The sequence below is a fragment of the Actinomadura fulvescens genome (assembly GCF_039533225.1).
Taxonomy (GTDB): Bacteria; Actinomycetota; Actinomycetes; order Streptosporangiales; family Streptosporangiaceae; genus Spirillospora; species Spirillospora fulvescens.
In genome coordinates this window covers 153,957-176,435 of record NZ_BAAATD010000016.1, presented here as the reverse complement: position 1 = coordinate 176,435, position 22,479 = coordinate 153,957, and the positions used below count along the sequence as shown (strand labels likewise).

Genomic DNA, 22,479 nt, shown 5'->3' with positions numbered 1-22,479 from the left:
TTTCGCCATGCCCGGACGACAGTCGCCAGGAGGAGGCCCCGGTGGTGTTCATGTGGAATCGGCTGGGCCGGGTCGACCCGCGGCCTGCGGCGCCGGTCGACCCGCGAACGTTGTGGCTCGGCGTGGCCGCGGTCGCGCTGGTGGTCCTGGCGCTGGTCATCCGGTTCGGCGGCGCGTTCAGCGCGGCGGCGGTGCCGGAGCTCACCGAGGCCGGGGCGTTCACCAAGGGCGGGCTCTCTCTCGCCAAGCTCGCGACGAACGTGGCCGGTACGGTCACGGTGGGCTGGCTGCTGATGACCGCGGTGTTCCTGCCCGGCCGGGACGGCGCCCTGTCTGTGCTGGGGCGGCGATGCCTGCGCGCGGCGTCGCTCAGCGCCGTCGCCTGGGCGGTGTCCACCCTCGCGATGATCGCGTTCTCGGTCTCGGACCTGTTCGGCGTGCCGGTCACGACCGGGATCTCGGGGAACATGCTGCGGACGTTCCTCCTCGAACTGCCCCAGGGACGGGCGCTGCTCGCGGTCACGGCCGTCGCCGCCGTCACGTCCGTCGCCGCGCACCTGACCCGTACGCCGGGCGGCGCCTGCTACCTCCTCGTCCTCACCCTGGCGGGGCTCCTGCCTCCGGTGTTCACCGGGCACGCCGCGGGCTCCGGCAGCCATGCCCTCGCCGTGTTCAGCCTCGCGGCGCACATGGCCGGCGCCGCCCTGTGGGTGGGCGGCCTGCTGGTGCTGGTCGCGATGGCGCGGCCCGCGCGTGACGAACTGCCGGACGTGGTGCCGCGATACAGCCACCTGGCACTGGCCTGCTTCGCGGCCGTCGGCGCCAGCGGGCTGGTCAACGCGTGGGTACGGCTGGGCGGCATCAACTTGGACTCCCGGTACGCCGTGCTCATCGTGGCCAAGACAGCGGCGCTCGTCGGCCTGGGCGCCCTGGGATGGTGGCACCGGCGTTCGAGCGTCCCCGCCCTGCGTACCGGACGGCGCACGCGCGTCTTCCTCAGGATCGCCGCGGTAGAGATCCTCGTCATGGCCGCGACCATGGCCCTGGCCACCGGCCTGTCCCGTACCCCTCCGCCGGAGGTGCCGCAGGGCACGCTCGATCCGGTCGAGTTGCGGCTCGGCTTCGCGCTCCCCGGCCCCGGAAGCGTCCGTTCGTACGTGCTGGACTGGTGGATCGACCCGCTCTTCGTGACGATCGTCGTCACCGGAGGAGCGCTGTACGCCGCCGGGGTGATCCGGCTGCGGCGCCGCGGCATTCGCTGGCCACTTCCCCGGACGGCGGCGTGGTTCGCCGGGCTCGTCGTGCTGTTCGCCGTGACCTGCGGTGGGGCGGCCCGCTACAGCATGGTCCTGTTCAGCTCGCACATCGTTCAGCACCTGGCGCTGAGCATGGTCGCACCGATCCTCCTGCTGCTCGGCGCGCCCGTCACGCTCGCGCTGCGCGCCCTGCGGAGCGACCCCGCGCCCGCCGGCCGTACGCCGCGAGAGCTGATCGTCGCGTTGGTGGAAAGCCGCGCCGCGCGCCTGTTCACCCATCCCCTGACGGCTTCCGCGCTCCTGGTCGTCAGTCTCTACGGCTTCTACTTCTCGCCGTTGTTCGAAGCGTCGTTGCGCAACCACGCCGTTCACTCGCTGACCATGGCCTGTTTCGTAGCCAGCGGCCTGTGCTACTGGGCGGCGATGGGCGTCTCTTCGAGTCGCCGCTCGAAGGCCTTGACCCGTTGGTCGCTGTCGCTCTTGGCGTGCCACGCGTTCTTCGGCATCGCGTTCATGTCCTCCGGCGAAGTCCTGGCCGGAAGCTGGTTCTCGGGCCTCGGCCGCACCTGGGGCGCTTCACCGCTCCAAGACCAGCGAACCGGAGGCGTGCTCGCCTGGAGCATCGGATGGTTCGCCACCCTGCTGGCTCTGGTGTGCCAACGGCGCCTGGCCCGGCGGACGAGGTAGCCGGGCGCCGGCTACCTCGCGAACGCGGTCAGGAAGCGGTCGCGGAAGGAGCTCATGGGCCAGACCGGCGCTCCCGCGCCCGGCAGGAGGCCTTCCTGCCAGTTCAGGGCGGCGACGCGGCCCAGCACCTTCGGGTCGCGGCTGACGATGGTGATCGGCACGTCCCGGGTCGCGGCGCCGCCCGTCGCGATCGGCGCGGGCTGGTGATCGCCGAGGAAGATCAGGACCAGCTTGTCGTCGCCGTACCTCTCCACGTACGAGATGAGGCTTTCGAGGGAGTACTCGATGGAACGCCGGTATTCGGCGCGGACCCGGTCCGGGTCCTTCCACACGTCCTGCTGCTTCTCGCCCGCCGCGTGGACGGCGTGGTAGACCGAGCCGTCCCCGACCTCGTTCCATCCGACCATCCTCGGGATGGGCGCCCAGGGCGCGTGGCTGGAGAGCAGCGGCATCTCGGCCATCACCGGGGCACGCCCGGGCGGCCCGTGCTCCAGCTTCTGGAACTGGGCGAGGGTGTACTGGTCGGGCATGGGCGACCAGCCGAAGCGGGGCCCGCGATACCCGAGGTTCCTGGACGCGTAGACCTTGTCGTAGCCGAAGAACGAGGCCTCGGGCCACGCCCGCACCACGCCCGGCATGACCGCGACGCTTCGCCAGCCCGCGCGCTGGAACGCACGATTGAGGGTCAGGCGGTCGCTCGACACCAGCTTCCGATAGCGCTGCTGGTTGTCGACCCACAGGCCCGACAGCAGAGTGGCATGGGCCAGCCAGCTCCCTCCGCCCGCCGTGGGCGAGGTGAGAAACGCGCTGCGGCTCGCGAACCCGGCCGCACGGAGGCGGCGCGTGCCGGCGTCCGCCAGCGCGCGGACCTCTGGCGTCCCGGCCACGGTCCGGCCATAGCTCTCGACGAACGTGAGCACGACGTCCTTGCCGCGCAGCCCCCGCAGGAGCCGGTCGTTCGGAGTGGTACGGAAGGCGTCGACCCGGATGGCCTTGGCGAACGTACTGTCGTCCAGGAGGCTGGCACGCACCTTGGGAACACGCTTCAGCACCAGTTTGGTCGCTCCCATACCGGCGACCGGCACGCCCGGGACGAGCTGCGTGCCGAGCGCGGCGCAGGCGATCCAGGCGGTCGCGGACACGGCGACCGAGGCGGCCGTCGCGCGCCGGTGCCGGATCAGCGTCCGGGTCAGCCGCAGCACCGACCACGTCGTGAGGCCGAGGACGGCGGCGACCGACACGATGATCACGATGAGCACGGCGATCGCGCCCGCCCTGCCGAGCGTGCTCGTGGTGAACTCCATGCCCGCGCTGACGAACGTCCAGTCGAGCACGGGGTCGAACGGGCGGGCCAGCGTCTCGTGGAACGCCAGGTCCAGGACCTTGAGGATGATCAGCAGTCCCAGCGCCAGCCCGGCCAGCGTCGCGACCGGCTTCCGCGCCCGTCCCGGCAGGACGAGCAGCAGGCCGGCACCCACGACCGCCTCCACCGGGACGCGGGCGAACGCGCCCGGCGTGATGTGCCTGATCGTGACGGGCGTGAGCAGGATGAACAGCACGAGCACGCCGGCGAGGGCGGTGAGCGCCCGGCTGACGGCGGTGCGGAGGCGACGGCGGCCCGCGGGTGCGCCGTCATCGCCGGAGTCGGCGGCGGCGGATTCCTCGACGGGCTTGAGCTGGGTGGTCAGGGCGTTCTCCACGGGGTGTCCGCTCGGCCCGGGCGACCGAGACGCGTGAGCGACGCTGGTGAATACGGTCAGGTCCCCTCACAGGGTTCAACGCCGCGCCGCCCAGCCGAACGCGGACCCCGGGCCGGCAAGCAGGACCCCATGCAGAACGTCACGACAGGGCGACTTATCGTGGTCATCATGCGTGCTGTCACTTACGACTCATATGCCAACGACAACTCCCGCCTGAAGGCCGGCGACGTCGCCGAACCCAAGCTCGGGCCCAGCCAGGTGCTCATCGAGGTACGGGCCGCCGGGGTCAACCCGGTGGACTGGAAGATCATGACCGGTGGCCTCGACGCGATGATGGACGCGGTGTTCCCGGTCATCCCGGGCTGGGACGTCGCGGGGGTCGTGCGGGCGCTCGGTCCTGACACCCCGGAGTTCGCTCCCGGCGACGAGGTCATGGCCTATGCCCGCAAGGACGTCGTGCACGCGGGCACGTTCGCCGAGTACGTCGCGGTGGCGGCCGCGTCGGTCGCCCGCAAGCCCGCCGCGCTCGACTGGCACCAGGCCGGCGGGCTCCCGCTGGCGGGCATGACCGCGCAGCGCTGCCTGGACCGGCTTGAGGTGGGACCGGGCGACGTCCTGCTCGTGTACGGGGCGTCCGGGGGCGTGGGCAGCTTCGCGGTACAGATCGGCCGCGAGCGGGGAGCCCGGGTCATCGGCACCGCCTCCGAGCGCAACCACGACTACCTGCGGCAGCTCGGCGCGGAGCCGGTCGCCTACGGGGAGGGCGAGCTCGACCGGATCCGGGACGCGGCCCCGGACGGCGTGACGGCCGTCGCCGACTTCGTCGGAGGCCAGCTCGACACGACGCTGGCCGTGCTCGCCGGGAACGGGCGGCACGTGTCGGTCACCGACAACAGCGTGGAGGAGCACGGCGGCCACTGGATCTGGGTCCGCCCCGACGGCGCCAAGCTCGCCGAACTGGCCGCTCTCGCCGCCCGCGGGGCGCTCACGGTGGAGGTCGCCGAGACCTTCCCGCTGGAGAAGGCCGGAGAGGCCTTCGACGCCAGCAGGGCCGGCCACACCCGTGGCAAGCTCGTGATCGTTCCTTAACTTCGTGTCCGTGTCCCGGCCTCGTGCCGGTGGACGGCCCGTGCCCTTCGCGCTCCCACCATGCGCACGACCACGAACGCCACGACCGCCAGCACGGCGACGGCCATGATGACCTTCGAATAGGCGCCCGCGTAGCCTTCGACCGAACGCCAGTTGTCGCCGAGGGAGTAGCCCGCCAGGACGAAGCCGGTGTTCCACAGGGCACTGCCCGCCGCCGTGAGCAGCGTGAATGTCCGCAGGCTCATGCGCTGCACGCCCGCCGGAACCGAGATCAGGCTGCGGAAGACCGGCACCATGCGCCCGAAGAACACCGCTTTGGCGCCGTGCTTGGCGAACCAGGCCTCCGACTTCTCCAGGTCCGCCACGTTCACCAGTGGCAGCCGGTCGATGAGGCGGCGCATCCGTTCCCGCCCGACCGCGGTGCCTATCCCGTACAGGGCGAGCGCGCCCACCACCGATCCGATCGTCGTCCAGACGATGGCCGCGACCAGGCTCATGTCACCCTGCGCGGCGGTGAAGCCGGCCAGCGGCAGGATGCCCTCGCTGGGCAGGGGCGGGAACAGGTTCTCCAGGGCGATCGCCAGGCCCGCCCCGGGCGCTCCCAGCTTCTCCATCAGGCCGGTGACCCATCCGGCGACCCCGCCGGAGGGCTCAGCCGAGGCGACCTCCATGGTGATGTTCAACCCGGCTCCCTGTGATCTCGCAGATCACCGATCTTCCCGGCAGAACGCCACGAAAACCCCGCAAGGCTCGGGTCAGCCGCGTCGCGTGGCGTCACCGAGGAGTTGTTCGCGGAGGATGTCGGCGTGTCCGCAATGCTGGGCCAGTTCGCGCAGCATGTGGAGGTACACCCAACGCAGCGGCAGAGGGCCCCGGCGGTTGCCCCGCAGGACGTCGTCGAGCGTGAGCCGCGCCGTCGCGCGGCGGGACGCCGCGCACGCCTGCCGGTGGTCGCGCTGGACAGAGGCGATCGTGTCTCCTTCGTCGAGATCGAACGACTCGTCGGGCGAGCCCGGAATGCCGATCTCGGTGCGGGACCGGCCCGTGACCGCCTCGTCGAACCACACCTTCTCCACGAACGTGCCGTGCTTGACCAGGCCCAGCAGCGTCGTCTTCGACGTGACCAGCGAACGGCGCGCCTGCTCCTCGGTCAGCCCGTTCAGGCTGTCGTGCAGCGCGGATCGATGCTCGTCGAGGAACGTCTCGAACTGATCGCGGAGTGTGGCGTGGAAGACATCGGGTTCCACCGACGGACGCATGACCATGACTGCAACGATAGAACCGCTCGATCCCTCCGGTCCGGTGGGGTGGCCGGGAGGTGGACGAGCCTGGAGACTTGCGGGGGTCGGGACCGGATCGGGAGGTTTGATGGGTCAGCCGTACTCCGAGGGACCGCCGGGCTTCGGGCCGCCGCCAGGCCACGGACCGCCGCCAGGCCACGGACCGCCGCCAGGCCAGGGGCCGCCGCCAGGCCAGGGGCCGCCGCCGGGCCAGGGGCCGCCTCCGCGCCGCCGGACGTGGCTGATCATCGGGGTGGCCGCAGGGCTGGTGGTCGTCCTCGTCGCCGTGCTGGTCGTGGCCTTCATCACGCTCCAGGATGACGAGGGTGACGGCGGAACCGGAGCGGGGCGGCTCCAGAAGCCGTTGCGTCTTCAGCTGGTCGCCGAGTCCGCCCCTCCGCCGTGCCGGCCCGCAACCCAGACCGACACCCAGGGCACCTGCTATCGGCTGGCCCCGACGATGATGGACGTCAGCGAGGTGAACGCCATCCGCACGAACCCGCCCGAGCCGGAGCGGGGCCAGTCCTCGTGGACGGTGACGATCAGGCTCACGGCGGCCGACGCGCCCAAGTTCGCCGAGCTCAGCAGGCAGGCCTACCAGAGCCACCAGCGCGATCCGAACTCGCCGGGCGCCCAGATCGCGATGGTGGTGGACGGGCGGATCGTGTCCGCGCCGTCGGTCAACAGCGGTCCGATCACCGGTGGCGAAATCATGATCTCCGGCCCGGCCGCGACGTTCACCCGGGACTACACGCGGGACCTGGTGCGGCGGCTGACGGGCAAGCCGGACTGAGTCGGACGCTCCGGAAGGACTCAGACGGCCGTCCCAACCGTGGGCCCCTCCCCCTGAGGGCCTTTGAACGCCGCATGCCGGGCCCCGACCGCCGCGCGCGGCGTCGGAGATTCGGCGTCGGACAACGCGGGCGGTTGCTTGACGGTGCCGGGGTCGGCGTCCGTGATGCGTCCGCCCGGTTCGACCCCGTACCGGACGATCCGGGTGGCGTCATCGTGGCGGCCGAGGTCTCGCAGGAGGGCGGCCGTCAGGGCCAGGGCGCCCGAGTCGACGTCGTCGGAGTCCAGGGTCGCCATGCCCGCCTCGGCCGCTCTCAGGTAGTAGGTGAGCGCCTCATCGGAGCGGCCGGTGTCACGCAGCAGGTTCGCCGTCCAGCCCAGGGCGTCGATGTCACCGTCCTCCACACGCGACCGCAGCCAGTCGACGGCCTCGTCCGCCCGGTCGGCTTCCAGCATCAGATCGATGGCCCATCGCAGGGCCGCCGCCCCGCCTCCGGCCGCGACACGGGAACGGAGCCAGGCGATCGCCTCCTTCGTCCGGCCCGCGTCGCGGAGGAGCTCCGCGCCCCGGCCCAGGGCCTGGAGGTCACCCTGCTCCGCCGCGGAGCGGTAACAGGCGAACGCCCGGTCGACATGGCCCGCTCGCTGGAGCAGCTCGGCGTAGTGCCGCAGCCCGGTATGGCCCAGCTCTCCATGGAAGTCCTTGTAGACCTGGATCGCCTCGGCCGTCTCACCGATGCCGTCCAGGACGCGGGCGAGCTGCCGCAGCGCCTCGGCGTCGCCGCCGCCGGCGCGGGGACGCAGCCAGGCGAGCATCTCGTCCGTGCGCCGGGCTCGCAGCGACAGCAGCACGGCCTGCTCCAGAGCCGCCAGATTCCCGCCATCGGCGCGGGCCAGCAGCCAGTCGATCGCCTCGCCGGTACGCGAGACGTCATGAAGCAGCAGGGCGGCCTCCCGCAGCAGGGCCGCCTCGCGCAGGGCGGCGGCTCGCAGGGCTTCCTCCTCGTTCCGCAAGCCGCCGGGCTCGCCGGGCTTGCCGGGCTCGTCGTCGCCGTGCGTGGCGGCGCGGCCATAGAGCTCGATCGCCTCGTCCAGACGGCCCGCCGTAGCCAGCCATTTGGCCGCGGTCCGCATCAGGGCCGGGTTGTCCGCGCACAGCGGGAGAACGAGGTCGATCGCTTCGCGGTGAGCGCCGGACGACCACCGCAGTTCCGCGATCGCCGCCGTCGCCTGGGCGTCGCCGCAGGGCCGCCGGTCCTGGAGCCAGTCGATCGTTGTCTCGGTGCCGCCGTTGACGCGCAGGAGTGCGACCGCCTGGGTCAAAGAGAACGTGTCGCCTGCTTCGGCGGCCGCCTGAAAATGCTGGATGGCCGAGTCGACGTCCTCCTCGTCCAGCGAGATCTCTCCCAGGCGCGCCAACGCCTCGGTGACTCCCATGCTCGCGGCGCGGCGCAGGCTCTCCATGGCCTTGTCCCGCAGCCCGTGCTCCCAGAGCATGTCGGCGGCCTGGATCGTCGCGTCGAGGGCTCCGTTGGCGGCGGCGCTCCCGAACCACGAGGACGCTTCCTCGATCCGTCCCGCCGCCCGCAGCATCTCGGCCGCTTTCGTCCAGGCGTAGAGGTCGCCTCCCTCCGCTGCATGCCGGTAGCAGTGCAACGCCAGGTCGACCCGTTCCGCGGCCTGGTGCAGCTCGCCCGCCACAACACCGCGTCGGTGGCCCCAGGGTCCGCCGCGAACGCGCCGTTGTAGAAACGCAGTGCGTATCCATACAGCCCACGTTCCTGGGCCTGCCTGCCCAAGCGGATCAGGTCGGAGCTTCGCGCGTGTACGAGGAGCGCGTCCCACAGCTCCTTAGGCACGGCGAACGTGCGGCGTAGCGCTTGTCCGGCCTGCTCCAGATAGTCGGCAAGCCTGTAACACGGCTCCGCGCCGTCCTCCTTGCCTGGAACGGAACGCACAGGGGTGAGCGGCGCGCGCGCACCACGGCAGGGACGGTGATCGGTGACGTAGGCGAATGCCTCCTCCTGCCAGCCCTCCTCCAGCATCTCCCGCTGCGGCGGCGTCATGTAGCCGGGTGCGGCGTCGAGCAGGAGCCGCCGGGGAAGCAGCTGGCCGTGCCCCAGCCGCCGGGCGTCAATGGCAGCGTCCATGAGCGCCCGCGACGCCGGTGACGCGGTGCGGTAGATGGTCTGCAGCGCCGGACCACCGGCCAGGTACTGCGTCAGGTGCCCCGACTCTGCGTGGTCGACCGCCTCCAGCAGCCTCGCGTCATCCGCGGCGACCGAACGCGCCCGGTCGAGCTCCGGCGGCGCGAAGGTCGTCGGGATCGCGATGTCGGTGCCGGTGAGCAGCACCCGTGCCTGGGCGTGCGGATCCTCGTGCGGCGAGGCGTATCCGGTGAGCGTCGCCCAGTAGCGCGGCCAGATCGTCCCGAGGACGAGCACCGGTCCGCGTTCCGGGTCGCGAAGCAGGGCGCGCAGTTCGGCGGCCACCTGTTCGCCCAGTTCCTTGCCCGGGGTCAGCAGGTAGTACTGGATGTCGTTCAGCCACACCACCGTGCGGGGTCCGACGAGCGGGATGCCGTTGAACGCCGCCAGCGGGCGGCTCGGGGCGATCGGGTGCCACAGCCGCCAGCCCGCGGGCAGCATACGCAGGGCCTCCCAGCACGCCCGGGACTTCCCGGTCGCCGCCTCCCCGACGAGGACGGCCATCGCGCTCGCGTCCGGCGCGCCGCGGACCACCCGTTCCAGCACCGCGTCGTGCCGGCGCGGAACGTAGGCGGGCAGGACGGGGAGCGCGCCGTCCGGGCTCTCGATCGCGGGATGCACTTCCAGGACCAGCGGATCCGACCACGCGCGAAGCGGAAGGCCGATCCCGCCGGCCGCGCCGTCGCCGCGCGGTGGCCGCGCCGCCTCCACCAGGTCGTTCCACTGTCGGCGTTCGCCGGGGCCGGAGGTCAGCCCCGCCCACGCGCGCCACACCTGCACCAAGGCCCACACCTGGTCCGCGTCGCGTGGCGCACGCCCGTCCTCACGCCGCAGCCAGTCGCCGATGCGGCGGTCGTCCAGCCGCACCCCCAGCCGGCACGCCTCCCGCGCGGCCTCACGGCGCGAGCAGGGCGACCCCGCGGCCTTGCGCGCGGCCACGGCCTGCGCTTCCAGGCTGCGCAAGGCCTCTTGGAAGGCCAAGAGTCCCTTCCGCGCCTCGCCCACGCCGTCCTCCGGTGCCTGCAGTCCGTCCGATCCGATGCCCGCAACCGTCATGCGGGCGCGCCGCCTACGTGCGGTGCTCTCGCACCGTCGCCGTGCTCATCTGGTGGATCCAAAGTCATGAGAGGAACCCGCTTCGGCGCCGTACGGACGGACCGGAGGTGTCTGGTCGGTAGCGTTACTGACCTGTACTCGGGTAGGCAGTTCGCTTATGCGTCCTTCAGGCGGAGCGGAGCCTGTGAAGAGATGGCCGCGGAAGGCGACGCCCTTGGCCGTGACCTTGAACGACCGAAAGTCCGCAGGTGGCAGCCCGCAGAATCCGGTCTGCACCACGTCTTCGAAGAGCGTGTCCGACACGACGTAGGCCAGGTCACGGCTCGGATCCTCCGCCAGCAACCTGCGCAGGGGCACCGCGTCCAGCAGGCGCTGAACGACGATCGGTGCGTCCCCGGCCGGTCCGAAGGGGCCCGCCGTCAACGTGCCGTGGTGCAGCGCCAACCGCACCCGGAGCGGCGGGGCCGTGTCGTCGCCGGTCGCGTTGATGGCCTTCAGCGCAGCTGCCAGCGCGATGACGAACTCTCCGGCGACCGGGGCGGAATCAGTGCCTTCTGGGAGGATGTCCAGCTCGCCGTCCCCGCCCACCTGCTTGTCCCAGCGAGTGCGGTCGAGGCCGACATGCGCGGCGGCCGTGTCGAGGACCGCGCTCAGCCACCTCTGCGCGAGCAACTGCTCGCGCGTGTTCAGCCTGCTGTACGCCTGGATGTCAACGGCGAGCAACACCCGGTGGACGAGATGACCGTGGCTGTTCACACTCTGCCTTGCCCTTCTACTCCAAGCGTTCCCACCAGGGTGCAGCAAGGCTGCGGATTTGTCGTGGGTGTCGGATAGTATCGAACATACGTTCACGTGCTCGACGACGTAAGGCGGATGCCGATGACAACCTCGCCCGAGCCGCTGTCCACCGCCGTCAAGGCCATCACCAGTGCCCAGGCACGTCAACACCCCATCGTCATGATGACCCGCCCAGAGCACGCACGGCCCGAGGTCTGCGTACCCGACTGGGGCGAGTTGCGCGTGATCGACGACCGGCGCCTGCGGGTGGCCGTCTGGCCCTCCGACCCCACCGCGGTCAACCTGGACCACGACGCCCCCACGCTGCTGATCGTCACCGCTCCCACCGGCGTCCATCTCATCCACGCCACGGCCCGCCGCCTGCCCAACGCCGCCATGGTGTGGGCTCACTACGAGCTCACCATCACCTCGGCCCACGTCGCCGACCGCGGCACCGCGCCTCAGGCGCGGGCGGGCCACGCGAAGACGGAGGTCCTGACGCAGCGGCCCCCAAAAGTCACCGAGCAGCCCTGGCGACACCGTCGTGAGCACAAGCCGCCATCGGCGTTCACGTCAGCGGTCGTCATGGACTGACCCGTGTTCTCGTCCGGCCACGGCCATCCCCGGCTACCCGTTCGCTGCTTCCCTTGTGCTCGCACGAGGGACGCACGAAGCTGTGCGGGGGACCAAACGGTGCGCCCTCCACGGGGCGGAACGGGTGAGCGCGAAAGGGGCGAACGTGGCGGAAACCGAGATCGTTGAGCTGGAGCTGCCGGACGGTGGTGTCATCGCCGTACGGGCCGAGCGGGTCGGGCCCCGGGGGACCAACATCGGCCTCAAGGAGACGCTGTCGTTCTCCGCGGTCAGCTCCGCCCTGCGCGGGATCGCCGCCGACGTTCACCAGGCGGTGCAGGCCGTCCAGCCCGATGTCGCCGAGGTCGAGTTCGGCCTGGAGCTCGCGGTCAAGAACTCCAAGCTGATGTGCATGCTCGTGGACGGCGAAGGCAAGGCCACGCTGCGGGTCCGGCTGGAGTGGAACGGCGGCGCCGGGCAGGTCCGGGCCGACGGGGCGTAGACCTCATGGCCGACCACACGGAGATGGCGCGGCTGCTCGACGACTGCGTGGTGTGGGTGTGCGAGTGTCACGCCCGTGGCGGCAGCGGCTTCCTGGTCGCGCCGGGGCTCGTCCTGACCTGCGCGCATGTGCTGCAGGACGATGCCGGCGGCGGTAAGGCCGTCGTCTCCCGCGTCGACGTCGAATGGCTGGGCGGCAGCTATCCGGGCTCTTTGGTGCGCGCCGTGCCCGACACGCACCAGGGCGGGAGCCGCTGGGGCTTTCCCGATCTCGCGCTGATCCGGGTCGACGGTCTTCCGGACGGGCATCCGTACGTCCATCTGGGCGACGACCTGCCTCCTGACCGGAGCGTGCTTTACACGGCGGCGTTCAACAAGTCCTACACCGAGGAGCCGGAGCTCGCCCGCGCCTGGATCTCCTATGACGCGCCGTTCGGTCGTCGCGGCCAATGGTCGTTGTCGCTCGCCGACCGCGAGCTGGAGCCGGGGATGTCGGGCGGGCCGATCCTCGATCCGGCGCGTGGCGCCGTGTGCGGGGTGCTCACCGCGTCACGCAATCCGGGCTCGCCGGAAGGCGGCTTCGCCACGCCGGTGACGGCCGTCCGCGACCACCTTCCCGAGATCTGGGACTCCGGTCAGGCGTCGGCCGCCGCCCGGTGGCAGGCGATCGCCGCACCCGCGTTCGAGGCACCGCAGCTCACCGCGGCCCGGGTCCGCCGGCTGCTGGAGCTCCTGCCGGGCGACCCCGCCGCCCTGCACCGCCTCCACCGCGGGCTCTTCCCCGGGCGGCTGCCTCCCGACCCGCCGCTGAGCGACCCGATGGGCCTGATCCTGGAGGCGGCGGACGCGCTGCCGCTCCCCGACGGCTCCCACCCCATCGACGTGCTGGAGGGCCTGGCCGCCGAGGGCGCGTTCGCGCAGGACGAGGAACGCCGGGCCCGGGTCGAGATCCACCTGACGGCGGCCGGCATGGACGCCCGCAAGCTGCTGCTGTCGGTCTGGTCCCATGTCGACGACGACCCCGCGCCGACCAGCGAGTTCTGCCACGAGTCGGCCATGGACGCCGAGGAGGCGCGCGAGACCCTGCGCACCGTGCTGCGCCGCTTCCTCACCCGCCTGAGCGACATCGAGGACGTGCTGGTGGAGTTCGTCCTGCCGCGGCGGATGATGGGCGACGGCGGCGACGCCGTCGACGAGTTCTACGTCGACAAGCCGGAGATCCCCCTGGGGATGCAGTTCCCCGTCGTCGTCCGTACCCGCGACCGCGTCGCCGGCGCGGCGGCCCATCAGCTGCGGCGCTGGAAGCGATCCCGCTCGTCCGACCCGGTGCCTCGCTGGGTCGACTGCCACGCCCCCCACTCCTTCGCCGACTTCTACGCCGATTTCCAGGCCGCCGACGCCGCGACGCTGGTGATGATGGGCTTCCAGCCGGTCGACGGGCCGGGCGGCCGCGCGCTGGAGGCCGTCTGCGACGCAGGGATGCCCGCGGCCGTGTGGCGCCGACGTCCCTGTCCCCGGCACATCGCGGACAACGGCGCTGGCCTGGCCGAGCCGCAGGGGCGGTGCGGGGCCGACGGCGCCTGCTCGGCCGAGCTCTTCAAGAGCCGGATCGCCGAACGGCTCGGACGGCAACCGCTGGAACGCCTGCCCTGGGTGGTCCGGGACCTGCGTTTGGAGGCCCGCAGGCCGGGCTCCGACTCCGACCATTGCGGACGCGACCTGACGCTGCTGTGGGACGACCCCACCCGCCCGGACCCCGACGCCGTCGCGCTCGTCGCCCCCACAGGAGGTAGCTGGTGACTCAATGGAGGATCTTCCGGGGCACGGCCGAGCCGCACGACGGGTTCGACCGCCTGCCCCCGCCGGTCGACTGGCGCAGCTTCGACGGAACGCCGATCGACGAGCCGGAGCTGCCGTGGCGCCGGCAGGACGAGAGGCGTGCCCGGGCGTTCGTTCCCGACGAGGAGACGCTCGACGTGGTCAACGCGGCCCTCTACCTGCGCAGGCCGCTCCTGGTAACCGGCTCGCCGGGCGTCGGCAAGTCGACGCTGGCGCTGGCGATCGCCCGCGAGCTCGGACTGGGCCCCATGCTGCGCTGGCCGATCACCAGCCGGTCCACGCTCAAGGAAGGGCTGTACACCTACGACGCCATCGGCCGTCTGCACGACGTCAACCTGCACGAACAGCAGGCCCGCTCCGACATCGGCCGCTACCTGACGCTGGGGCCGCTGGGCACGGCGCTGCTGCCGCGCCGGCGTCCCCGTGTCCTGCTCGTCGACGAGATCGACAAGAGCGACATCGACCTGCCCAACGACCTGCTGCACATCTTCGAGGAGGGCGAGTTCACGATTCCCGAACTGCGGCGCATGGCGGCCGAGCAGCCGCGCGTGGAGGTGACGACCGCCGAGGGCACGCACCGGGTCCCGGTGGAGGGAGGAGTGGTCCGCTGTCACGCGTTCCCGGTCGTCGTGCTCACCAGCAACCAGGAACGCGACTTCCCTGCCGCGTTCCTGCGCCGGTGCCTGCAGCTGACCATCGCGGCGCCCGGCCGTGACCGGTTGCGGCAGATCGTTCGCGCGCGGCTCGGCCTCGACATGGAGCGGCAGGCGGGCGACCTCATCGACACCTTCGTGGAACGGCAGCGTTCGGGTGAGCTGGCGATCGACCAGTTGCTCAACGCCATCTTCCTCAGGTTCAAGGCGACGGAGAGACCGGACGACGGTATGGACGCTCTGGCCGGGAAACTGATGGAACCTCTAGGCAGCGTCACGGACTGAGCCGTGTCCTCCCTCGACCTGTTGCTGACGGCGCTGCACGACCTGGGAATCCAGGCCGATGACGTCGAGATCGCCGAGACGTACTGGCTGGCGTCGCACATCGACGTCGCGGCGCGCGCTCCGGGTGCCGGAGAGCGGCCACGACCCGGCACGCCCGAGGGCTCTGGCTCCGGCCGGCGAGAACGCCGCGACGCGACGCCGTCACGTCCCGCCGCGACGCGTTCGGCCGGGTCGCGGTCGCAGGAGGACAGCACGTCCCGCGCCGGCCTATACCCCCTGTCGTCCGAACCGGCCTCGGACGCCGGCGAACGCGCGGTCCTCGCGCGGGCGCCCGCCGTCACACCGCTTCCCCGCACCGCCGCGCTCAACCGGGCTCTGCGTCCGCTCAAGCGCAAGGTGCCCTCTCCCCAGACGCTCGTGCTGGACGAGGAGGCGACCGCCGACCGCATCGCGAACGAGAAGCTGATCCTTCCGGTGCTGCGTCCCGAACGGCAACGCTGGCTCAGCCTCGCGCTGGTGGCCGAGGCGACTCCGTCGATGGACATCTGGCGTTCGCTCGTCAAAGAGCTGGTGCCGCTGATGGAACGACTGGGAGCCTTCCGCGACGTTCGCCTGTGGTACCTGCACGAGACCGGCGACGGCGCCCTCGGGCTGCGCGTGCGCCCCTCACCCGGCGGGCCGCTGCACCGCCCGTCGGAGCTCGTCGTGCCGCACGGCCGCCAGCTCACGCTGGTGGTGACCGACGGAGTCGACGCCAAGTGGCGAGCGGGCGGACCCGGCCTGCGGATGCTCGACCAGTGGGGTCGCCATGGCCCGACCGCGCTGCTCCAGCCGCTGCCCCAGCGGCTGTGGGCGCGGACTCATCTGGCTCCGGTCCCGGCACGCCTGCACGCCACCGAGCAGGGACTCGCAAACCGGCGGCTCCTCGTCGACAAGGCCCACGGCCGCCAGGCGTTCGGCGGTGTGCCGGTCCCGGTCCTGGAGATCGAACCCGAGTGGCTCGGCCCGTGGGCCCGGCTGGTGACCGCGACCGGGGCGGGCGGCGTGGACGCCCTGGTCACGTGGACCCGCCGCCCCGTGTCGCGGGACGAGGCCCGGCCGCGGCACCCCGATGACACGAGTTCGCCCGCCGAACGGGTCATGCGCCTGCGCGCCGCCTCACCCGAGGCCTACCGGCTCGCCGGCTACCTCTCCGTGGTGCCGCTCAATCTGCCCATCATGCGGCTGGTGCAGCGGGTCATGCTGCCCGAAAGCCGCGCCTCCCATCTGGCCGAGGTCTTCAACAGCGGGCTGCTGCGCATCATCGGCGAGCGCTCGCCCAATCCCGAAGAGACCAGATACGACTTCGAGGACGGCGTCCGTGAGGTGCTCCAAGGCGCCATACGACGTTCGGACGCCATCCGCGTCATCGAGAGCGTCGAAACGTTCGTCACCCAGTATCTGGGCCGCACCAGGACGGCGGACGCGTTGTTGTCAGTGCCTGGCCACGCCGGAGACCGCGCACTGGCGGCGGCCAGCGCTCCGTTCGCCAGCATCTCCACTGAGATGCTGTACCGCCTCGGCGGCGACTATGCCGAGCTCGCGCGGGCGCGAGCGGACTCACCCCCTTCCGAGGAGCCGCACACCTCGCGGCCGTCCGCAGTGGGAGAGGCCCGGAAGGGCACACCCGGGCCTACGACGCGCACAGGCCCGGTCAGCGATTCCTCCATCGAACATGTCGAGGCCGTCGTCGTCGGCTCCGGCTATGGAGGCGCGGTGGCCGCCTACAGGTTGGCCGAGGCGGGAAGGTCGGTGGTGTTGCTCGAACGCGGCCGCCCGTTCCCTCCCGGCACCTTCCCCCGCTCACCCGCCGAGATGGGCCGGGCGTTCTGGGACCCGATCGCCGGACTTCACGGCATGTTCGACGTGTGGCGGTTCGCCGGCTGTGACTCGATCGTCGCGGCCGGGCTCGGCGGAGGCTCGCTCGTCGACGGCAGCGTGCTGTTGCGCAAGGACGAGCGGTGGTTCGTGGAGGACGAGCCGAACGGTCGCGGCTACAAACCGTGGCCCGTGACCCGCGCCGACCTGGATCCGCACTACGACGTGGTCGAACGGATGATGGGAGCGACGCCCTACCCGCTGGACCGGCCGCCCTACGACGACACGCCCAAGGCTCACGCGATGTTCGACGCCGCAGCCGAACTCGACCTGACGGTGACGCGGCCGCCGCTGGCCGTCAGCTTCGCTCCGACACCCGAGGACGTCCCTGGGGTGTCCCTGCCCATCGAGGACGCCTCCTATGGCAACCTGCACGGTGGTCACCTTCGCCGGACGTGCAGGCTGTGCGGCGAATGCATCATCGGCTGCAACGACGGCGCCAAGAACAGCCTCGACCACACCTACCTGTCCGCGGCCAAGCATCATGGCGCCGACATCCGTACCCACCATGAGGTCAAGGCCATCCGGCCACGGCCAGACGGCGGCTACGAGGTCGACTACCTGCACCACGATGTCGTGCGTCAACGCGAACGCCGGATCAAGACCATCTCCTGCGATCGGCTTGTACTGGCGGCGGGAACGTACGGAACGACGTTCCTGCTACTGAAATCAAGCGCCGCCTTCCCGGGGCTGAGCCCCGCCCTGGGCACCCGGTTCTGCGGCAACGGCGACCTGCTGACGTTCCTGCTCAGGGCCCGAGACCGCAACCGGGTCCGGCCGTTGGACGCCTCCAGAGGCCCGGTCGTCACAACGTCGATCCGGCTCCCGGACGAGCGGGACGGCGTGACCGGCGCCGGCCGCGGCGCCTACATCCAGGACGGCGGCTACCCGGGGTTCATGGACTGGATGGTGCAGTCCGGGGATATGTCGACCCAGGTGGAACGCGCGGCGAGATTCATCTGGGGGCGGTTCGCCGAGTTCTTCCGCGACGCCCCCAACACCAACCTGTCCAGGGAACTCTCCGACCTGATCGGAGACGGTGCCCTGTCGATCAGCTCGCTGCCGTTGCTGGGAATGGGCCGTGACACTGCCGACGGGCGGCTGAGCCTCAAGAACGGACGGCTCGTGGTCGACTTCACCGGCGGCACCAGCGAGGTCCATTACGAACGACTGCGCCGAACCATGCAGGGTATCGCCGACGTTCTGGGCGCCGACTACAGCGACAACCCGATCTGGTTCCGCAAGCGTGTCATCACCATCCATCCGCTGGGCGGCGCGCCGATGGGCGACAACCCGCACGAGGCGGTCTGCGACGCCTTCGGTGAGGTCTTCGGGTTCCCAGGCCTGTACATAGCCGACGGAGCGGCCATGCCGGGCCCCGTAGGCCCGAATCCCGCCCTCACGATCGCGGCCCTGGCCGACCGCCTGACCACCAGACTCCTCGAAGCCGACACGAAGCGACCGGGCGGTTAGCTGAGGCCTGTGCCGCAGTCCGCGCGGATTCGGGAGCTCGCCGCGTAGGCGTCTCCGATCGGCGCCGAGTCGCTTTCGAGATGGACGGTCAGGCGGTAGTTGTAGCTGCCCACGCGTCCCTTGGGGCAGACCTCCGTGACCTCTGGCCCGCTCTGGTCCTGGGACGTGGTCCATGCCGTCTTGCCGACGCCGCCGTACGACCGCCAGTTGGCCCAGCTGTCGCGCTGGATCACGTGCCGCTGCCTCATCCGGCCGGGACGACCGGAGCAGCGCGTGGTGAATCCCTTGCCTTTGACCTGGGCGCGCGGTTCGGCGCCGCCCACCACGATCTCGCCGGACACCGAGAGCCCGTCGACCGTCGTCGTGCACCACCAGCCGCGCACCTTGATGATCTGTACGGTGTCGCACTCGTAGGCGCGGAACGGCGCACGATGGTCGACGACGCGCTTGGCGTCCGGATGCCTGGGTGACGCGTCCACGTCACCGACCGTCATCCGCACCGAGCCGTCGCCCATTTCCTCGGCGCGCCAGGGCACCCGCTTGGAGTTGGGGGCCGGCTTCGGCGTCGCCGTGCCGGTCCGTTCGGCGCAGGGTGTGGACGACGCGGGCAACGCCGGGGCGTTCGGGCTCGGCGCCCCGCACGCGGTGGCCGCGAGCAGGCAGGGCACCGTGAGGATCGTCCAGCGCACAGGCCGCTCCCTTCAAGCCCGATCATGGCTCAGACGATCAGGCCGCCGCAGTGGTTCCGGCGATGCGGCGCCGATCGGGTTCGGCGTTCGGAGGTTCCTCCCGCTGGGCGGAGGGTAGCGTGCGGGCTATGGGCGACCCGTTCCTGCGCTCGTCCGACGAGCCGTTCCAGCCGGCCGGGAACGCGGACGACGATCTGCGGCGGCGGTCCGGGCTGCCGCGGGAGGTCTTCGACCTCGTGCCCCGGGCGGACGTCGAACGGTTCGTCTCGCGGGTGGAGTCGTGGGCCGGTCTGGAGGGCGCCCTCGACCGTGCCCTGGTGTCCGCCGGGTTCCACCGCCATGACCCCGGCGGCGCGGGCAGCGGCGGCTTCAACATCGCGACGTGGCTGCGTGACGACGGGGTCGTCGTGTCGTGGGCGGTCGCGGGCCGGTCGAGCAACCCGTACGACACGTTCGAGGACCGCGTCGAGAGCATCATGAACCCCGCCCTGGCCGCCGTCCTCACCGAGATCGGGTTCGACGTCGAGATCGTCCCCGCCGACCAGGACGACGCGGGCTGCCTGCTGGTCTCCGGGTTCACCGGCACCGGAGCGAACTCCTAGCCCGGCGCACGGCGCGCAAATCCAGTTGAGCACGTGATGAGCGGTGTGGTGTCCTCGTGACCAGCGAAAGCACCATCCTCCCGGTGCGGAGGCGCCCGGTGCGCAGGCGAGGGTTACTTCGATTCAGGTTCTAGGGATGCGGGTTCGAGTCCCGTCACCGGCTCGCGGCCGGTGTAGCTCAATGGCAGAGCACTACGTGTCCTTCGCCGAATTTCTGATCTCGGGCGCCTTCGCGCGGGTTGCGTGGAAGGGACCTCTTTCTTGGCGAAATTCAACCGGAACGGCACCCGGGCCGCCACGTCCAGCCCGGTGGTGACCGCGCAGGCCCCGGCCGGCCGCACTCCCGAGGGCGGGCCGGGGTACGCGCGCGACGCCAAGAGCGAGCTGTTCCTGCTGGCGGTGACCAACCTGGTCCGCGAAGACACCGTCTATGAGAAGGCCCGCGACCGCGACTTCCGGTACCGCGAGCTCGTCCACCAGGTGGCCGTGGCCGACCACGACTGGATGGCCGGTTTCCTGCCGTGGCTGCGCCACCGGGCCAACCTGCGTTCGGCCGCGGTCGTCGGCGCCCTCGAAGCGGTGCGCGCTCGGCTGGACGCGGGCCTCGCGGGCGGCAACCGCGGGCTCGTGTCGAGCGTGCTGGCACGTGCCGACGAGCCCGGCGAGGCGCTCGCGTACTGGATCTCGACGTACGGCCGTGCCGTGCCCAAGCCGGTCAAGCGGGGCATCGCCGACGCCGTGCTGCGGCTGGGCACCGAGTTCAACTACGTCAAGTGGGGCAGCACGGAGTCTCGCGGCTTCACCTTCGCCCACATCCTCAACCTCACCCACCCCGGCGACCGGAAGGGCAGCTCGCAGGGAAACCGGTTCCAGGGACCGTGGCAGCACGACCTGTTCGGGTACGTGGTCAAGCGTCCCTACCAGGCCGGCACGCCGATCCCCGAGTCCCTGGAGACGCTGACCCGCCGGAGCGCGCTGCTGTCGATGCCGGTCGACGAGCGGCGCCGCGTCCTGGAGGATCCCGAGCTGCTGCGCCGCGCGGGCATCACGTGGGAGGCCCTGGCGGGCTGGCTCCAGAGTCCGATGAACGCCGCCGCCTGGGAGGCGATCATCCCCTCGATGGGCGTCTTCGCCCTCGTGCGCAACCTGCGCAACTTCGACCGCGTGAAGGTGAGCGACCAGGTCGCCGAAGTGGTCGCCGCGAGGATCTCCGACCCGGAGGTCATCGCGAGGTCGCGCATGCTCCCGTTCCGGTTCCTGGCCGCCTACCAGGCCGCGCCGTCGCTGCGCTGGTCGTACGCGCTGGAGCGGGCACTGAACCACTCGCTGGCCAACGTGCCCGCGCTGCGTGGCCGCTCGCTCATCCTGGTCGACCGGTCCGGTTCCATGTTCGGCCGGATCTCCGGCAAGTCCGGGCTCAACCGCGCCGACTCCGCGGCCATCTTCGGCACCGCCCTCGCCATGCGCGCCGAGCGGGCCGACCTGGTCGAGTTCGGAACAGGCCACCGCCCGGTGCGGGTCGACCGCGGCGAGTCCCTGCTGCCGGTCCTCAAGCGGTTCGGCGACCTCGGCGGCACGAACACCGCCGAGGCCGTCCGGGCGAACTACCGCGACCACGACCGCGTGGTGATCGTCACCGACGAGCAGGCGTGGGGCGGCCACGACGGCGGCGACCCGACGGCCCAGGTCCCGGCTGACGTCCCGGTCTACACCTGGAACCTCGCCGGCTACCGGTACGGCCACGGCCCGTCCGGCACGGGCTCCCGGCACACCTTCGGTGGTCTGAACGACGCCGCGTTCACGCTCATCCCGCTCGTGGAGGCCGGACGGTCGGCGGACTGGCCCTGGATGTGAGCTCAGGAGGACTCGCGGACGATCAGGTCGGCGGGCAGAACGGTCGGCTCGGCGAAGCGGGCCTGGCCCAGCAGGCGTTCGACGATCGCCTTGGCGACCGCGGCCACCGGCGTGCGCACCGAGGTCAGGGGCGGGTCGGTGTAGCGGGCCTCCTCGATGTCGTCGAAGCCGACGACCGCGACGTCGCCCGGGACACGGCGGCCCATGCGGCGCAGCGTGTGCAGGGCGCCGATCGCCATGAGGTCGGTCGCGGCGAAGACCGCGTCCAGATCCGGGCCGTCCAGCAGCAGCTGGCGCATCGCGGCGGCGCCCGACTCGCGGGTGAAGTCGCCCATGGCGACCAGTGAACGGCGATCGGCGGCCGACAGCACGTCACGGTAGCCCGCCAGCCGGTCGCGGCCGGCGGGCATGTCGGGCGGCCCGGCGATGGCGGCCACGCGCCGCCGGCCGCGGTCCAGCAGATGGCGGGCCGCGGCGCGGGCGCCGCCCACGTTGTCGCTGTCGCAGTACGGGAGGCTGACCGTGGCCACCGGGCGCCCGTACGAGACCACCGGCAGCTGGGTACGCGCGAGCGCGGCGGGCAGCGGGTCCGCGCCGTGCGTCGACACCAGGATCACGCCGTCGACATGACCGCCCGCGACGTAGCGTTCGATCCGGGCGTAGGCGGCGGGCGAGGACGCCAGCATGAGCACGACCTGCTTGCCCGCGTGTTCCAGTTCGCGGCTCACCGCCCGCACGAGCACCGAGAAGAGCGGGTCTTCGGCGGCGGGCGGTTCGGAGACCACCAGGCCGATCGAGTCGGTGCGCCGGGTCACCAGGCTGCGCGCCGCCGAGTTGGGCACGTAGCCGAGTTCGTCCACGGCGCGCAGCACCGCGTCGCGGATCTGGGCGTGCACCGCCTCCGAGCCGTTGACCACTCGTGACGCGGTCGCCCTGGAGACTCCGGCGCGCGCGGCCACCGCCTCCAATGTGGGTCGTCTCATCGTCGGCCTTCTGTGAGAGCGCTCTCTGAGATGGCCATTGTCTGCGTCGATACCGGGAGAACGTTTTCTTCTGTCCGGATGTGGCCGACACCGGGTACGTCGATCATGACTGGGCCGCGGGCCTTCTCACTGGACACGGCCCGGCGCCCACCGACTGGTCTAGGCGGGAGAGCGCTCTCTCTCGTCCTTGACAGAAGGTCACCGTCGCGTGACATTGACGCGCAGGCGCCTCTCGCAACCATCCCGCTCCCCCTGCGGAAGGGCCC

Annotated in this window: 17 protein-coding genes; 10 read left to right on the top strand and 7 right to left on the bottom strand. The window is 71.5% G+C overall.

What is annotated here, in order from left to right:
• The first annotated feature begins 50 nt into the window (after window positions 1-50).
• On the top strand, window positions 51-1,943 hold the full coding sequence (locus ABD333_RS40955) for a bifunctional copper resistance protein CopD/cytochrome c oxidase assembly protein (RefSeq protein ID WP_344548041.1): 1,893 nt from the start codon (window positions 51-53) through the stop codon (window positions 1,941-1,943).
• An 11-nt stretch (window positions 1,944-1,954) separates the two neighbouring features.
• Here the strand turns inward: ABD333_RS40955 and ABD333_RS40950 are convergent, their stop codons facing one another.
• A complete protein-coding gene (locus tag ABD333_RS40950) occupies window positions 1,955-3,643 on the bottom strand; it encodes a sulfatase-like hydrolase/transferase (RefSeq protein WP_344548019.1) in 1,689 nt (562 codons plus the stop codon).
• 168 nt (window positions 3,644-3,811) lie between these two features.
• Here ABD333_RS40950 and ABD333_RS40945 point away from each other — a divergent pair, with 168 nt between their 5' ends.
• Window positions 3,812-4,732 (top strand): NADP-dependent oxidoreductase, encoded by a 921-nt coding sequence (locus ABD333_RS40945; protein WP_344548018.1) that lies wholly within the window; start codon window positions 3,812-3,814, stop codon window positions 4,730-4,732.
• Here ABD333_RS40945 and ABD333_RS40940 read toward each other — a convergent pair.
• Window positions 4,729-5,415 (bottom strand): DedA family protein, encoded by a 687-nt coding sequence (locus ABD333_RS40940; protein WP_344548017.1) that lies wholly within the window; start codon window positions 5,413-5,415, stop codon window positions 4,729-4,731. The two genes, ABD333_RS40945 and ABD333_RS40940, sit on opposite strands and share 4 nt — an antisense overlap.
• Before the next feature lie 72 nt (window positions 5,416-5,487).
• Complete coding sequence (locus tag ABD333_RS40935) at window positions 5,488-5,997, bottom strand: DinB family protein (RefSeq protein WP_344548016.1); 510 nt, start codon at window positions 5,995-5,997, stop codon at window positions 5,488-5,490.
• A 103-nt stretch (window positions 5,998-6,100) separates the two neighbouring features.
• Here ABD333_RS40935 and ABD333_RS40930 point away from each other — a divergent pair, with 103 nt between their 5' ends.
• Window positions 6,101-6,805 carry a SecDF P1 head subdomain-containing protein gene (locus tag ABD333_RS40930; protein ID WP_344548015.1) on the top strand — a complete coding sequence of 235 codons (705 nt, stop codon included), beginning with the start codon at window positions 6,101-6,103 and terminating at the stop codon, window positions 6,803-6,805.
• Window positions 6,806-8,123: 1,318 nt separating this feature from the next.
• On the opposite strand, the gene ABD333_RS40925 is transcribed toward ABD333_RS40930, so the two are convergent.
• Both ABD333_RS40925 and ABD333_RS40920 read right to left on the bottom strand, forming a co-directional pair.
• Entirely contained in the window at window positions 8,124-10,067 is a 1,944-nt protein-coding gene (locus tag ABD333_RS40925; RefSeq protein ID WP_344548014.1) for a hypothetical protein, read from the bottom strand.
• Between the two features lie 45 nt (window positions 10,068-10,112).
• On the bottom strand, window positions 10,113-10,793 hold the full coding sequence (locus ABD333_RS40920) for a hypothetical protein (RefSeq protein ID WP_344548013.1): 681 nt from the start codon (window positions 10,791-10,793) through the stop codon (window positions 10,113-10,115).
• Window positions 10,794-10,946: 153 nt separating this feature from the next.
• Here ABD333_RS40920 and ABD333_RS40915 point away from each other — a divergent pair, with 153 nt between their 5' ends.
• The 5 genes from ABD333_RS40915 (at window position 10,947) to ABD333_RS40895 (ending at window position 18,085) form a co-directional block, all read left to right on the top strand.
• Window positions 10,947-11,438 carry a hypothetical protein gene (locus ABD333_RS40915; protein ID WP_344548012.1) on the top strand — a complete coding sequence of 164 codons (492 nt, stop codon included), beginning with the start codon at window positions 10,947-10,949 and terminating at the stop codon, window positions 11,436-11,438.
• A 145-nt stretch (window positions 11,439-11,583) separates the two neighbouring features.
• Window positions 11,584-11,919: a CU044_2847 family protein gene (locus tag ABD333_RS40910; RefSeq protein ID WP_344548011.1), complete on the top strand. Its 336-nt coding sequence runs from the start codon at window positions 11,584-11,586 to the stop codon at window positions 11,917-11,919.
• 5 nt (window positions 11,920-11,924) lie between these two features.
• On the top strand, window positions 11,925-13,718 hold the full coding sequence (locus ABD333_RS40905) for a VMAP-C domain-containing protein (RefSeq protein ID WP_344548010.1): 1,794 nt from the start codon (window positions 11,925-11,927) through the stop codon (window positions 13,716-13,718).
• Complete coding sequence (locus tag ABD333_RS40900) at window positions 13,715-14,695, top strand: AAA family ATPase (RefSeq protein ID WP_344548009.1); 981 nt, start codon at window positions 13,715-13,717, stop codon at window positions 14,693-14,695. The genes ABD333_RS40905 and ABD333_RS40900 overlap by 4 nt, the downstream gene beginning before the upstream one ends.
• A gap of 3 nt (window positions 14,696-14,698) precedes the next feature.
• Complete coding sequence (locus tag ABD333_RS40895; protein WP_344548008.1) at window positions 14,699-18,085, top strand: SAV_2336 N-terminal domain-related protein; 3,387 nt, start codon at window positions 14,699-14,701, stop codon at window positions 18,083-18,085.
• Here ABD333_RS40895 and ABD333_RS40890 read toward each other — a convergent pair.
• Window positions 18,082-18,774 (bottom strand): hypothetical protein, encoded by a 693-nt coding sequence (locus ABD333_RS40890; RefSeq protein ID WP_344548007.1) that lies wholly within the window; start codon window positions 18,772-18,774, stop codon window positions 18,082-18,084. The genes ABD333_RS40895 and ABD333_RS40890 overlap by 4 nt on opposite strands.
• Window positions 18,775-18,902: 128 nt before the next feature.
• Here ABD333_RS40890 and ABD333_RS40885 point away from each other — a divergent pair, with 128 nt between their 5' ends.
• Window positions 18,903-19,376, top strand: coding sequence for a hypothetical protein (locus tag ABD333_RS40885; RefSeq protein WP_344548006.1), 474 nt, complete (start codon window positions 18,903-18,905; stop codon window positions 19,374-19,376).
• Window positions 19,377-19,637: 261 nt separating this feature from the next.
• Window positions 19,638-21,230, top strand: a complete 1,593-nt coding sequence (locus ABD333_RS40880) for a TROVE domain-containing protein (protein WP_344548005.1) — start codon at window positions 19,638-19,640, stop codon at window positions 21,228-21,230.
• Window positions 21,231-21,232: 2 nt separating this feature from the next.
• Here ABD333_RS40880 and ABD333_RS40875 read toward each other — a convergent pair whose 3' ends face one another.
• Window positions 21,233-22,213 carry a LacI family DNA-binding transcriptional regulator gene (locus ABD333_RS40875; RefSeq protein ID WP_344548004.1) on the bottom strand — a complete coding sequence of 327 codons (981 nt, stop codon included), beginning with the start codon at window positions 22,211-22,213 and terminating at the stop codon, window positions 21,233-21,235.
• Window positions 22,214-22,479: the final 266 nt, after the last annotated feature.

What these genes read in the sequence shown, in the direction of transcription:
- ABD333_RS40875 (WP_344548004.1), bottom strand. Translation starts at nt 22,213, where the DNA reads ATGAGACGACCCACATTGGAGGCGGTGGCCGCGCGCGCCGGAGTCTCC.
- ABD333_RS40915 (WP_344548012.1), top strand. Translation starts at nt 10,947, where the DNA reads ATGACAACCTCGCCCGAGCCGCTGTCCACCGCCGTCAAGGCCATCACC.
- ABD333_RS40955 (WP_344548041.1), top strand. Translation starts at nt 51, where the DNA reads ATGTGGAATCGGCTGGGCCGGGTCGACCCGCGGCCTGCGGCGCCGGTC.
- ABD333_RS40935 (WP_344548016.1), bottom strand. Translation starts at nt 5,997, where the DNA reads ATGGTCATGCGTCCGTCGGTGGAACCCGATGTCTTCCACGCCACACTC.
- ABD333_RS40885 (WP_344548006.1), top strand. Translation starts at nt 18,903, where the DNA reads ATGGGCGACCCGTTCCTGCGCTCGTCCGACGAGCCGTTCCAGCCGGCC.
- ABD333_RS40945 (WP_344548018.1), top strand. Translation starts at nt 3,812, where the DNA reads ATGCGTGCTGTCACTTACGACTCATATGCCAACGACAACTCCCGCCTG.
- ABD333_RS40930 (WP_344548015.1), top strand. Translation starts at nt 6,101, where the DNA reads ATGGGTCAGCCGTACTCCGAGGGACCGCCGGGCTTCGGGCCGCCGCCA.
- ABD333_RS40925 (WP_344548014.1), bottom strand. Translation starts at nt 10,067, where the DNA reads ATGACGGTTGCGGGCATCGGATCGGACGGACTGCAGGCACCGGAGGAC.
- ABD333_RS40905 (WP_344548010.1), top strand. Translation starts at nt 11,925, where the DNA reads ATGGCCGACCACACGGAGATGGCGCGGCTGCTCGACGACTGCGTGGTG.